At 55.9% G+C, this 12,556-nt stretch carries 11 protein-coding genes; 8 read left to right on the top strand and 3 right to left on the bottom strand.

The features are described 5' to 3' along the window. Positions 1-7: 7 nt before the first annotated feature. Entirely contained in the window at positions 8-1,018 is a 1,011-nt protein-coding gene (locus tag SFX18_07135; protein MDX1962908.1) for a CHAD domain-containing protein, read from the bottom strand. A 398-nt stretch (positions 1,019-1,416) separates the two neighbouring features. On the opposite strand from SFX18_07135, the gene SFX18_07130 reads away from it, so the two are divergent. The 3 genes from SFX18_07130 (at position 1,417) to SFX18_07120 (ending at position 3,864) form a co-directional block, all read left to right on the top strand. Then, a complete protein-coding gene (locus SFX18_07130) occupies positions 1,417-1,944 on the top strand; it encodes an HIT domain-containing protein (GenBank protein ID MDX1962907.1) in 528 nt (175 codons plus the stop codon). A gap of 79 nt (positions 1,945-2,023) precedes the next feature. Then, entirely contained in the window at positions 2,024-3,154 is a 1,131-nt protein-coding gene (gene ald / locus SFX18_07125; GenBank protein MDX1962906.1) for an alanine dehydrogenase, read from the top strand. A 452-nt stretch (positions 3,155-3,606) separates the two neighbouring features. Beyond that, complete coding sequence (locus SFX18_07120) at positions 3,607-3,864, top strand: hypothetical protein (protein ID MDX1962905.1); 258 nt, start codon at positions 3,607-3,609, stop codon at positions 3,862-3,864. A 295-nt stretch (positions 3,865-4,159) separates the two neighbouring features. Here SFX18_07120 and nhaR read toward each other — a convergent pair whose 3' ends face one another. Further along, positions 4,160-5,080, bottom strand: a complete 921-nt coding sequence (gene nhaR / locus SFX18_07115) for a transcriptional activator NhaR (protein ID MDX1962904.1) — start codon at positions 5,078-5,080, stop codon at positions 4,160-4,162. Positions 5,081-5,174: 94 nt separating this feature from the next. On the opposite strand from nhaR, the gene SFX18_07110 reads away from it, so the two are divergent. From SFX18_07110 to SFX18_07090, 5 genes are all read left to right on the top strand, one after another. Continuing rightward, positions 5,175-5,516, top strand: coding sequence for a hypothetical protein (locus tag SFX18_07110; protein ID MDX1962903.1), 342 nt, complete (start codon positions 5,175-5,177; stop codon positions 5,514-5,516). Between the two features lie 36 nt (positions 5,517-5,552). Beyond that, positions 5,553-7,676: an ATP-binding cassette domain-containing protein gene (locus SFX18_07105; GenBank protein MDX1962902.1), complete on the top strand. Its 2,124-nt coding sequence runs from the start codon at positions 5,553-5,555 to the stop codon at positions 7,674-7,676. 16 nt (positions 7,677-7,692) lie between these two features. Beyond that, positions 7,693-9,189 carry an HlyD family efflux transporter periplasmic adaptor subunit gene (locus SFX18_07100; GenBank protein MDX1962901.1) on the top strand — a complete coding sequence of 499 codons (1,497 nt, stop codon included), beginning with the start codon at positions 7,693-7,695 and terminating at the stop codon, positions 9,187-9,189. A gap of 129 nt (positions 9,190-9,318) precedes the next feature. Beyond that, a complete protein-coding gene (locus tag SFX18_07095; protein ID MDX1962900.1) occupies positions 9,319-11,175 on the top strand; it encodes a TolC family protein in 1,857 nt (618 codons plus the stop codon). A gap of 24 nt (positions 11,176-11,199) precedes the next feature. Further along, positions 11,200-11,340, top strand: a complete 141-nt coding sequence (locus SFX18_07090) for a hypothetical protein (GenBank protein MDX1962899.1) — start codon at positions 11,200-11,202, stop codon at positions 11,338-11,340. On the opposite strand, the gene SFX18_07085 is transcribed toward SFX18_07090, so the two are convergent. Continuing rightward, positions 11,337-12,293 carry a DUF1559 domain-containing protein gene (locus tag SFX18_07085; protein ID MDX1962898.1) on the bottom strand — a complete coding sequence of 319 codons (957 nt, stop codon included), beginning with the start codon at positions 12,291-12,293 and terminating at the stop codon, positions 11,337-11,339. The two genes, SFX18_07090 and SFX18_07085, sit on opposite strands and share 4 nt — an antisense overlap. Positions 12,294-12,556: the final 263 nt, after the last annotated feature.

Genomic DNA, 12,556 nt, shown 5'->3' with positions numbered 1-12,556 from the left:
CCGCGGGTCAGGCCGTGGGGCTAAGGGATGCGCTTTCCGCGGCGGGGGGAAGAGGTAATGTTCGAGCCGCGGCGTTTGGCCCAATTTGCAATATTCCTTCCGCGGTGGAAAACAAGATCGGCTGCTCTAGTTCCCACCAGGCCAAAAAGTCGGTGTGGGCCTGCTGTAACGCCCCCTGGCGCTGCAATATTTCTCCTTCTAGCCAGCGTTGTAGTCCTTTTTCCTCTATGTTTGCTTGAATATCCCGCAATTTGCCGATTGCCACCGCATGATCGTTGATCAGGCCCAGGCGTTCTTGTAATTCGGCCACGCGGGGGTAAAGAACCTCGCGAAATCCCGGAGCAAACGCCCCCGCCAACAATTCCATGGCATACCGCAAGGTCTTGGTCTGCAGGCGCAGATTGTGCAGCTCATCAATTTGGGTCAAATCCATCCGGGCCGCAGCCCGATACTCGCCCCATAATTCCTGCAACGCTTGCTCGGCAAATACTTGAAAGGGAGGCCGGGTGTGATCCGCCTCATTTTTTTTGGCCAAGCGGAGAATTTGACGCAGGCACCGTTGCGATCGTTCGGGAAAACGTTTGCGTTTGAGTTTGGCGGCGAGTCGATAAAGGGGCAAACGTCCATTATCGCAATGCTTTTGCAAGCGCTTTAAGAGCAGCTTTACGGGTGCCGCGGTCGCTTTTTCCAGTTGGGGGACTATGTGGCGATAATGCTCGGCCAGTACATCGGCATCCCGCGCCACACCCACGCTACGGCGGATTTTTTTTACCTGTTTTTCGATCCAGGCATACTCGGAGGTATTAGCCAGGGAACGAAACATGCTTAGGGCTGTTTGCGCACGGCGACTGGCGACCCGTAATTGATGCACGGCTTCTGGTTGGCCGGCATCGCTATGGGCGGCGACGCGGAGCAAGCGCCAGAGCCAGCGCAAACGGTCCCGCAAGCAATCCCGCGCGGCCAAAAGCACCGGCATTTGAGGATCGGCCACGGCAAACCATTTCGATTGTCGCGACATGGAAACCGGTGAAAAAGTAGTCCGGGGATTACTAAGATTACGTAAGTTCTGCGCTAAGCGCCGTGGTCTTGTCGTTTATCTGATTTTTACGCTATTTGACAGGCCAGTCCAGTACCTGCCAGCAATTTGCCATAAATTTTCAGCTAGCGACTTTATTGTGGCTGGTCGGCGTATCCAAATAGGCCAGGCATCGAAAATCAAATGAATTTATTTTTCTTGAATTGCGGCTTGGCCATTTTCTTGTCAACCTCCCCTCGCATTGCTAAAGGAAATGTCGCGCATGGCTGATTTTTTTAATGACGACAGATTTTAGCGGCTAGCCAAAATTCCCTGAAATTCTTAACAATAGGGGAATCTGTCGCTCCGAACACCGTCCATTTGTAGATATTAACTAGCCAATGCCAACAGAACACCTATGGGCCCCCTGGCGATTGGGCTATTTACTGGACAAGCCCGAACCGCCCGACCTTAGTCACTTACACTGGCTGGACAAGGCGGATCAGGGCTGCTTTTTATGCCGCGCGGCGGTAGACCCCGATCTGCATGACACGCTTACCGTATGGCGTTCGGCGGAATTGGTCGTGGTGCTCAATCGTTACCCCTATAATAACGGCCACCTGCTTATTGCTCCCCGGCGGCATGTGGCGGGTTTACCGGACCTGACTCCCGCCGAACAACAGGCGACCTTGCCGCTCTTGACCCGTTTAACCCAGGTTTTAGAACAGCAACTCCGTTGCGGGGGGACAAATATCGGGCTCAACCTGGGTGCCGTGGCAGGGGCGGGGGTGCCGGGACACCTGCACTGGCATATTGTTCCCCGCTGGGCCGGTGATCAAAACTTTATGCCCGTTACAGCCGGTGTGCAGGTGTTGCCCCAGTCGCTGGATGCGTTGTGGGAATTGCTTACGCAGGCGTTGGCGGAGTGACTAATCCCCGCTGTGCAGGTCAATTCACTCGTAGCCGAATTCGCCAGAATTCTCAAATACCTCATTCACAGAACTCCCCATGCAAATTGGCGTACCAAAGGAAATTAAACGGGATGAATATCGCGTCGCCATGCTGCCCGTCGGGGTCGAGGAACTGACCCGCGCGGGGCATACGGTGCTGGTCCAGTGCGGCGCGGGGGTGGGATCGGGCTTGGCAGATGCCGAGTACGAAGTCGCCGGGGCGAAATTGCTGGATACCGCGGCGGAACTCTTTGCCCAGGCGGAACTCATCGTCAAAGTGAAGGAACCGCAACCGGACGAGCTGGCCCTGTTACGCCCCGGTCAGGCGTTGTTTACCTATTTTCATTTTGCCGCGGATCATGAACTTACCACCAAGTTTTTGGCCACAGGGGCCACGGCCATTGCCTATGAAACCCTCAGCGATGACCAAGGCCGCCTCCCCCTGCTGACCCCGATGAGCGAAGTCGCGGGACGCATGAGTGTGCAGGAAGGAGCCAAATATCTGGAAAAACCCCAAATGGGACGCGGAATACTCCTGGGCGGGGTTCCCGGTGTGGCCCCGGCCAACATATTGATCCTGGGGGCGGGCGTGGTGGGGGCCAACGCCGCCAAGATCGCCGCGGGCTTTGGAGCCAATATCGCCCTCCTGGATGTCAACATGGACCGGCTGCGGTACCTGGATGATGTCACGCCCCCCAACGTCGATTGCCTGTATAGCGACCGGCATACCATTCGCGAGCATCTGCAACGGGCGGATTTGGTCATCGGGGCGGTGCTGATCCCCGGAGCCAAGGCCCCCCGTTTGATCCGTCGCGAAGATCTAAAACTGATGAAACATGGCGCGGTGATCGTGGATGTGGCGATCGACCAGGGAGGCTGCATCGAAACCAGTCGCCCCACCACCCATAGCGAGCCGACCTACATCGTGGATGAAATCCTGCATTACTGCGTGACCAACATGCCCGGCGCGGTGGGCCGGACCAGCACTTATGCCCTGTGCAATGTCACACTCCCCTGGGTGCTGCGCCTGGCCAACCTGGGCGTGGTGGCGGCGGCGACGGCGTTTCCCCCGCTCGCCCGCGCTGTGAACATTTTTGCCGGCGAGGTAACGAACCGGGCGGTGGCGGAGACGTTTGGCCTGGCATATGTGGCACGGTTTGAAAAAGGTGTGAAAAATGCCGTGGATTAAGGTTAGACGGTAGGCTACCTTCGTGTGCCACTGTTGGCTTGTCCAGCAGTGGCACACGGCAATGAAGACCGCGAAGCGGTTTCGGATCGTAGCCGTGGGCGCAAGCCCACGGTTCGGGTAAGCAAATCATCATCTCGCCGCGTCACGGCAAAGTCGTGTCTGGTGGGCGTTTATTTGTGGCTAGGAAAAGGTACATCCGTCGCCGTATTGAATGTAGCAGGCACCGTCCCCGGTGCCGTGTCAAAATGTAGCAGGCACCGTCCCCGGTGCCGTGTCATTCCGTCGCCGCTGCTCGGCTCTGCATCCTATCCATTCTGCGATCCAGGGGTTTGCACACCCGGCTAGCATCCTTGCGCCGCTGGGCGGCTCAAAGAGAGGGGATTGTATTACGCACCCCGGAGAGAGGTCGGGGACCCGCCGATTTTTGTCATCACCTCCTACTGAGGATTTTTATGCCGACGCCGCAACCCGACACCCGCAGCGAGCACCGCAAGGCGCTGGACGAGCAGTTGTCCGCGGAACCCATGCTGCTGATCCCTGACGTCACGCCCGGCGACGTTCTGCTTCCGCTGGAGTCATACTTGCCACCCCGCCGTCCGGTAGCTGTTGTCGGAGTTGTCGAGAATGGGCTTGTCCGTTTGCTAGACACACAGGTTAAGTTCCCCGAGCAGACACGGGTGATTGTCGTGGCTGCGGCTCCTACACAGTAGGTTGGGACCAGCCACGAATTAACAGCTTTGTAAGCCAAAGGCTCTTGATTGCTCGTGGGCCAAAGGCATTTTATTCATTGCGGGCCAAAGGTCCGACCTATCCCAGCCTAGGGCAAGCGCGGCGTCGCCCTAGGTTAACAGCTTGGCCCGAGGGGGTCGCGAGTCACGAACGAATAGACCCGGTCCGCCAAACCGCCGCACACCATTCGCAGACTCCCGACCCCGAATCGGAATTCTGGCGAATCCCGCTACGTAGCCGCCGCACACCGTTCGCAGACTCCCGACCCCGGATGGCTCATTTGGCAAAGAGCTGGTTGCGTGCCGCGGCCGAAATGGCGACCACCGCGGGATGCTTGAGCCTGCGCTCCACCGAAATGGCATAATAATTTTCCCGCAGTTCCGGAATTCGTCCCACCACAGTGACTTTGTATTGGCGGCAAATTTCCGCCTCGATGGCGGAAGGTCCAAAGAACAACCCTCGCCCGGCTTGGCCAAAAGTCTTTAATAACGCGCTATCCTCAAATTCCCCCACAATCTCCAGTCGCAGTTGCATGCTATCCAGCCACTGGTCGATCGACCGGCGAAAGGCCGTGTTAGACGTGGGGAGTAAATGCGGAGCTCCGGCCAGCGACTGAGGGAAATTTCGCCGGTAGCGCCGGGCCCACCGCGCCACGCCAAAAATCGTGGTGCCGCAGGTTCCCAATAAGTGGTTGTACACCCGCACGCTTTGCGCCGGCCCTGCGGGAGAGTCCGATAAAACCAAATCCAGCCGGTGCGCGGCCAAGTCCTCCAACAGTCCAGGAAGCTTCCCCTCGTAACAGACCAGATTTAATTGCTCGGCCAATTCCAGGCAAGGACGGAGTAATTGATGCACGACTAGCTTGGGCAGGATGTCCGGGATGCCCACGGTAAACGGCAACGGTTGATCGACGGGACGGCCCCGCAGGGTGTCGAGGAGTTCGTGGCCGAGTGAAAAGATGTCATTGGCATAGCGGTAAACCACCTGGCCATCATCAGTCAATTGAATTCCGCGCCCCACGCGCCGCCAAAGTTTGAGGCCTAAGGCGCGTTCCAGTTTTTGGATTTGGCTGCTGAGGGTGGGCTGGGAAAGGTGCAATTTGGCGGCGGCGGGGGTCAGCCCCCCCTCGCGGGCGACGGTCCAAAAGTACAGCAAATGATGATAATTCAGCCAATCCACGGGGGGGCCTCCATTCATAGATATTATCTATAGGTTAGCACAAGAATATCTTTGCGTCTATTTTACAAATAATGCCGTATACTTGGGCGTACACCCCATTGCGGGATTTTATATGCAGATCGCCATTTCCGCCTCCACCGCCAAACTCAACGCCGGGACCCGTCAAGCCATCGAACGACGGATTCGGCTCGCGTTGTCCCGTTTTCAGTCCCGCCTGGTCCAGATTGCCGTGGAATTGGCGGAATCCCCGCGGGAGGGGGGAGAGCAACTGTGCCGCGTTACGGTGCAATTTTCTCCAACTGGTAAAATGACAGTGACCGCCATCGACCGACAACGACAGGCCTGCCTGGACCGCGCGATTGAACGCACGCGGCAGGCCCTGGACCGCAAATTTGATCCCTGTGTCTGGCCGCCGCCGGCGTCATCCCCCCAAAACGTCAGCCGCCGCCGCTAAACCATTCTTTTTGCCGTTTTCCCTGCCACTCCAACTATGAGCACGCCGCTTCCTTCCGCCAATCCCGCGGATCTGCGCCTGCAACACCTCAGCCAGGTCCTGTGGATCTTTGACCATTGGTCCTTGGAGACCGGGCATACGGTGGATCGCGCGCGGTTGCGGCGCACTTTGGAGGAAAACGCCGCCCAACAGCCAGAGACACTCCCCGATGATTGGTCAAAATGGTTATTAACGGCCGAGCATACGCTGGACCAGCGCTGCCGGGTCATTGATTGCACCCACCAGCAGCTTTTGGAGCTATGCCAGGCTGGATTGCAGGCGATCATGCTGTTACCCGACCAAACTTGGCTGGGTTTGACCAGTTTGGACCATCATGGCGTGACCCTGTTTGAGGCCGCGGCGTCGGAAGTTCGTACGCTCGAGCCGGAAAAGTTAGAGCAGTACCTGGAAAGTAAAAATGTCCCCCCGGTCGCGCGGGTGTTCGCCATTGAGACCTTGGATCACGCTGGCTGGGCCGAGCATCACGAACATAGCGCCCCGCACCGCCAGTTTTGGGAACTATTAAAGCCCGAATGGTATGACATATGGATGGTGCTGATTTTTGCGGTGGTGATTGGCCTATTGTCACTGGCTACGCCCTTGGCCGTGGAGTCGTTGGTCAGCACGGTCGCCTTTGGGCGGTTTTTCCAGCCAGTGATCATCCTGGCGATCATGTTATTTATTATTTTGGCTTTTCAGGCGGCCTTGCGGACGTTGCAGACGTTTGTCGTGGAAATTATTCAGCGGCGGCTTTTTGCGCGGATCGTGGCGGATTTGGCCTATCGTTTGCCTCGCGTGCGCAGCGAAGCCCTGGACCGGCAGTCGGGGCGGGAACTGGTCAATCGCTACTTTGAAATTGTCACCGTGCAAAAAGTCACCGCGCAATTGCTGCTGGACGGCATTTCACTGGTATTAAATACGTTTATTGGCATGGCGGTGCTAGCGTTTTATCATCCCTGGCTATTGGGATTTGATATTATCCTGGTCACGATGTTGGTGATCGTGTTATTTGTGATGGGACGGGGGGCGATCCAATCCTCGATCGCCGAGTCCCGCACCAAATACAATATGGCCAGTTGGCTGGAGGATCTGTCCGATTCACCCATTGCGCTGCGTTATAATGGCGCGGCGCGCTTTGCGATGGAACGCGTCGATCAGATCTCTTCGGAATATTTAATCGCCCGCCAACGGCATTTTCGCATCCTCATACGCCAGATTATGTTTGCCCTGGGAATGCAGGCCCTGGCCACCACGGTGCTGTTGGGCCTGGGGGGGTGGCTCGTCATTTCGCAGCAAATGACCCTGGGCCAACTGGTCGCGGCCAACCTGATTGTGGCGACCATTGTGGACTCATTTGCCAAATTGGGTAAACATTTGGAAAGCTTTTATGATGTCATGGCCTCGATGGATAAGCTAAATCACCTATTTGAGCTTCCCATTGAACCCCAGGGAAGCCAAATGCTGGCCAAGCTCCCGGATAATCCCGATTTGCGGATGCAGCAGGTCAGTTATAGTTTTCCCCATCGTCCTCCAGTGTTAAAAAACCTGGATTTGACGATTTCCGCGGGAGAACGCATCGTCCTGGTCGGACCTAGCGGCGGCGGCAAGAGCGTTATGTTAGACTTATTATATGGACTGCGCACGCCCCAAAGTGGCCATGTCGCGATTGGCGGATTGGATTACCGCGGGCTGCCCACCGATTTATTGCGCTCGGTGGTGGTGTTGGTTCGCGATATTGAGGTTTTTGAAAGGACCATCGCCGAAAACATCCATCTCGGTCGGGCCGATATTTCCGCGTCCGAATTACAGCGGGCCTTGGAACAGGTGGGCCTGCTGGACGATGTGCTGGATTTACCGCAGGGACTGGATACGGTGGTGGCGACCAATGGCCAACCCCTCACGGGGAATCAATTACGTAAACTGATGCTGGCCCGCGCGCTGGTTCAGCAACCATCGGTGCTTTTGGTGGATGGCACGTTGGATACCTTGCCAGATGACGAAGCCGAGGCGATTTTATTGCGGCTGTGCGCCAGCGAACGGGGAAGAACCCTGGTGCTGGTGACCGGTCGGGCATCGCTGGCGCGGCTCTGCCAGCGGCAACTTCAATTTCCCTTAACATAATTCGAGAATTGTTGATATGTCCCCGACCACGCTCCATCCCGCTGATCATGCGCCCGCCCAGGGGCACACGGACCGTCAGCCGCTGTTGTCTCCCGTGGCTTATAGCGAGGACGCGGTTCCCTCCCTGCGCTTGGTGCGCTCCTCTAAAAAAGCCCGTTGGATCGCCAAACTCTTATTTATGACGCTGGTGGCGGCGGTGTTGTTTTTGGCATTTGCCCCCTGGCAGCAGTCCGTGACCGGCAGCGGCAATGTGATCGCGTTTGCGCCCGGGGAAAGATCGCAAACCATCGAGGCCCCCATCAAGGGGCGAATTGTCCGCTGGGGGGATGGCATCGAAGAAAACGCCCGTGTCACCAAAGGCCAGATGATCGTCGAAATTAGCGACTTGGACGAGGATTACAGCCAACGCCTGGCTGATCAGTTGGCCAACACCGAAAACCAGGCCAAGGCCGCCAAGGACCAATTGCAGGCAAATGAACGGATGCTGCTCGCCTCCAAGGCCATCATCTCGGCGTTGGAAGGACAATTGCGCGCCTATCAAAACGTCAAGGATGAAACAGTCGCCTCGCAAGAGGCCTACGTGCAAATGGCCGCGGATAAGCTCCAGGCCGAAAAGCACCAGTTGGATGAATACAACGCCGCCATCCCGCAGCTTCAGGCGGAATTTGACCGGACCAAACGCCTGCAGCAGGCGGGTAATATTTCCCTACAAAAATTGCAGGAAATCGAGCGAAAATTGATCGAATACCAGGCTAAAGTCAAGCGGGCCGAATCCTACGTCGATTCGGCCGAATCCGAACTGGCGGCCAAAGAGCGGGACCGCCATGCAAAAATCCAAAAAGCCCAGGGTGATATCGAATACGCCCAGGCCAGCCTGACCAAGGCCCGGGGGGATATTTCCAAGGCGGAAAGCGATGTCGCCAAGGCGCAGCAGGAATTAAGTAAAGCGGAAAAGGAAGTCCTGGAGGCCCGGATTAAAGTTTCCCGCCAGCGGGACCAGGTCATTTTGGCTCCCTTTGATGGCTTTATCCTGCAGATCACTCCCAATCAAGGGAGCCAGTTTCTCAAGGAAGGAGACATGATTTGCACGATTGTTCCCGAAACCAAAGATCGGGCGGTTCAGTTGTGGCTGGATGGCAACGATGCTCCCCTGGTCGAACCCGGTCGGCATGTCCGCCTGCAGTTCGAGGGATGGCCCGCGATTCAGTTTTCCGGCTGGCCCTCGGTTGCCGTGGGCACATTTGGAGGAAAGGTTATCTCGGTCGATGCCACCGATAACGGATACGGCAAATTCCGTGTCCTCATTAAGCCCGATCCCACCGATCCCCCCTGGCCCGATGTTCGCTTTCTCCGCCAAGGTGTGCGCGCTAACGGCTGGGTGCTCTTAGACCGGGTCCCGCTGTGGTTTGAGTTCTGGCGGCGACTGAACAGCTTTCCCCCGGTGGTTGATTTGGAAAAAGACGAAGCCAAAACCGAAAAAAAATCCAAACCCCCCAAGCTGCCAAAAAGCTAGCACGCCCAGGTTTGTGGCTTTTTCCTGCAATCCTCATGCAGCTAGCCAGTAAGGCGGGTCGATGAATCCCATAGCGTGACATGGCTAAGGGATAAACTGTGTCATCTGCGGGATCTAGGTTGGGTTTTCATGCCAAAAACATGGATGTTTTTGTTCGTGGCGGTTGGGTTGGCGCTAGGGTGCCAATCCACGCGCTCTCCCGCGCCCCCATCCCCCTTGCGGAAAACCGCTGACGGCAATTCTCTTTCTGCTTCCCGGGTGCAAAATACAACTCGGGCGGCAAACGCGTCTATCACCCAGCCGGTCGCCCCCAGCTTTTGGCGGGAAAATTCCCCATCCGCCGCACAACGGGTTTTAAACATCCCTGACAAAACTAATCCGCCTCCTTCCCACGCGGATCAGGACATTCAGTTGGCAAAGCATACACAGGCGGAGGTACCGCGGCAGCCGGATGACGGAGCGGGTGCGCCGTTACCACCCCCTCCAGCTCCACCCGAGTCAACCGTCCCTGGAACCGCAACGCAAGCATCACCGCCTGCGGCTAATGCATCTGAACAGCCGGATGCCCCGTTGCCACCACTTCCGACAGAGAAGGGAAATGGCGTCGAGGAAATCCCGCGAGGAGCGGCGGCGGGTAAGGCTCCCACGGCCCCCAAGGTGCTTTTGCCGCAAGTGATCAATTCGGTCTATCGCAGTTATCCGCTGCTAGAGTCCGCGATTTATTCGCGTGATTTGGCGGCGGGAAATTATCTGGCCGCCAGCGGCGCGTTTGATACCAAAATCAAAGCCTCCAGCGAGAATATGCCCCTCGGTTTTTACGAAAACTACCGCCATTCGGTGGGCTTTGTTCAGCCACTGTTTCCCGGCTCGGATTTGTTTGGCGGATACCGCATAGGGCGGGGAGAATTTCAACCCTGGTATCTGGAACGCGAAACCAATAAAGGGGGCGAATTTAAACTAGGGATGTATGTTCCGTTTGCCAAAAATCGGATCATCGACGAACGGCGGGCGGAATTATCCCGCGCGATGCTAGAACGCCGCTATGCCGAGCCGGACATCCAAGCGCAGTTAATCGACTTTGTCCAAGAAGCCAGTTACGCCTATTGGGAATGGGTGGCGGCGGGCCAGGCCCGCAAGATCGCGCAGGGGATTTTGGACCTCGCCCTGGACCGGACGGATCGAATCCGTAAGCAAGTCGAAGCACAGTTGATTGATCCGCCGGAACTGACGGATAATTTGCGGTTGGTGGCGGAACGGCAGGTAAAATTAGCCGAAACCGAACGTAAGCTGTGGGAAAAGAGCGTGAAACTGTCGCTTTATTTACGGGATGCCAACGGCGAGCCGGTTGTCCCGACACTGGAGCAAATTCCCGATTTCCCCTCCATTCGGCCGCTTGATCCCCGGGGGTTGGTCACGGATATTCAGGCGGCGTATTACAATCGGCCCGACCTGGCGTTGTATGACATACTGCGGCAAGAGCTCGAAATTGATCTAAACTTGGCCAAAAATGAGACCCTACCCGAGGTCGATGCGCAGGTCTACGGGTCGCAGGATGTGGGTGAGCCAACTAGTTCTAAGCGGGATAAATCCCCCTTTGAGTTAGAAGCGGGAGTGTATGTGGATGTGCCGTTGCAGCGGCGCAAGGGATGGGGCAAAATTCAAGCGGTACAGGCCAAGATCAGCCAGTTGCGGGCCAAGCGGGAACTGGCCGAGGATAAAATTAGCGCTCAGGTCCAGTCCGCGTACGCCGCCATGGTCGCCACCTATGTGCAGGTTCAACGGGCTAGCGAGGCGGTCCGTTATGCCGAGGAACTCGCCGAGCGCGAGCGGCTGAATTTTTCCGAGGGGTTAAGCGATATGCTCAAAGTAACCCTGCGCGAGCAATACGCCATTGAGGCCGCGATGAAAGAGATCGAGGCCCGGGCCCAATTTCACGAAGCCGAGGCCGATTATCGCGCGGCCCTGGGGTTGGACCGGCTGCCATAGCAAGTTTTTAGGCCTTGAGCGATCATGACAATCGTCACTACGCAGGAGTACTTGCCAAGCTTTCGCCTGGATTACCACGTAGCTGAACTTGCTAAAGTTCCGATTTTGATAACTCCAAAAGACTTCGGAATTCTGGCGAATTCCGCCACGGATTTTAAAGCCTAATCCCCTGAATTGACCGAAAACCGCGCGACAAAAATCCTGTCGTTGATTTCCTCGCTGACGAATTCGGTCGATGCATCGCAGTTTAAAAAGACCGCCCCGCCGTTGTGCATGCCATAAATTTCATTCCCATTGTGGTAGTTAAACATGGGATAATTATGCACATGAAAATAGTTGTCATGGTTGAACCACTCGGTTCCTTCCCCAGTCCGCTCCTTGGCCACAATGGCGTTCGTGCGTTGACCGTACTTGTAGCGAACGGGTCGGCCGGCATCTTCAAACAGCAAAAATGTCTTGGACAATCCGTCAGTGAGCTTTTTAAACGGGGTCTTGAGATTTTGCCGCAACGCCCCTTGGATATAACCCGACAGGCCATTTCCTTGAATTTGCATTCGTGATTCCGAGTCGGTGATTCGACGGCTTTTAATCCCTTTGCTTTCCAAATAATCGATTAGCTTGGGCGTGCTGGGATTATCCGAGGCCAGGGCGTAATTATTGGAATTGCTGATGACCGTGCAGGGAGCGTAATCCGTGGCCCACTGGCGTTCGGAATCACCGACAGAAGGGCAAATCAAAAGGGGAATCTCGACATCGGTGGCGCGGCGGTTGGCGGCATCATTCCAGTTCACTTTAAAGTTATAAATTTTGGCGATATTGGATTCTTCGATATATTGCAGCATCAACGTGTGAAAACTGGTGTCCCGGAGGTTTGGTCGCAGCGTGGCGTTGTACTCTAAGTACGCAGGGGGTAAGGCTTTATGGATGCCCATGTAGTTGTGGCAGGCCAAGCCGAGTTGCCGCATGTTATTGATGCAACTGCTGCGGCGAGCGGCCTCGCGGGCGGACTGGATCGCGGGTAAGAGCAGCGCGACTAAGATGCCGATAATGGCGATGACAACTAATAGTTCGACCAGAGTAAAGCCACGCTTCGTGCGAGTGCTAAAAATCAAATTCATGGATTCCAATCCCGGGGGGCTAATAAACAAAAACGCTCCTACACAAATGATAGGAGTATTGCAGCGAAATGTCAGTGTGACTTGAGTTTGCCAACTCGATTTACGCAGAAGAATTTTAACCAGCCAATGTGTCGTTTGATTTGAGATAGTGTTAGGCTTGTGTGAATAATTACAAAATCTGGATCACTGCAGTTTTAGGCTCTTCAAAAAAATTAACAAAGCTATTTAAATTCGCATCAATGTTAAACTGCGCAGGCTAAAAT

It is taken from the genome of Pirellulales bacterium (genome assembly GCA_033762255.1).
In the GTDB taxonomy this organism is placed as follows: Bacteria; Planctomycetota; Planctomycetia; order Pirellulales; family JALHPA01; genus JANRLT01.
Note: the sequence above shows the minus strand (reverse complement) of the source record. Positions and strands in the feature narration are given on the sequence as shown.

Coding starts and splice junctions, on each gene's coding strand:
- SFX18_07135 (MDX1962908.1), bottom strand. CDS start 1,018: ATGTCGCGACAATCGAAATGGTTTGCCGTGGCCGATCCTCAAATGCCG.
- SFX18_07130 (MDX1962907.1), top strand. CDS start 1,417: ATGCCAACAGAACACCTATGGGCCCCCTGGCGATTGGGCTATTTACTG.
- ald (MDX1962906.1), top strand. CDS start 2,024: ATGCAAATTGGCGTACCAAAGGAAATTAAACGGGATGAATATCGCGTC.
- SFX18_07120 (MDX1962905.1), top strand. CDS start 3,607: ATGCCGACGCCGCAACCCGACACCCGCAGCGAGCACCGCAAGGCGCTG.
- nhaR (MDX1962904.1), bottom strand. CDS start 5,080: ATGAATGGAGGCCCCCCCGTGGATTGGCTGAATTATCATCATTTGCTG.
- SFX18_07110 (MDX1962903.1), top strand. CDS start 5,175: ATGCAGATCGCCATTTCCGCCTCCACCGCCAAACTCAACGCCGGGACC.
- SFX18_07105 (MDX1962902.1), top strand. CDS start 5,553: ATGAGCACGCCGCTTCCTTCCGCCAATCCCGCGGATCTGCGCCTGCAA.
- SFX18_07100 (MDX1962901.1), top strand. CDS start 7,693: ATGTCCCCGACCACGCTCCATCCCGCTGATCATGCGCCCGCCCAGGGG.
- SFX18_07095 (MDX1962900.1), top strand. CDS start 9,319: ATGCCAAAAACATGGATGTTTTTGTTCGTGGCGGTTGGGTTGGCGCTA.
- SFX18_07090 (MDX1962899.1), top strand. CDS start 11,200: ATGACAATCGTCACTACGCAGGAGTACTTGCCAAGCTTTCGCCTGGAT.
- SFX18_07085 (MDX1962898.1), bottom strand. CDS start 12,293: ATGAATTTGATTTTTAGCACTCGCACGAAGCGTGGCTTTACTCTGGTC.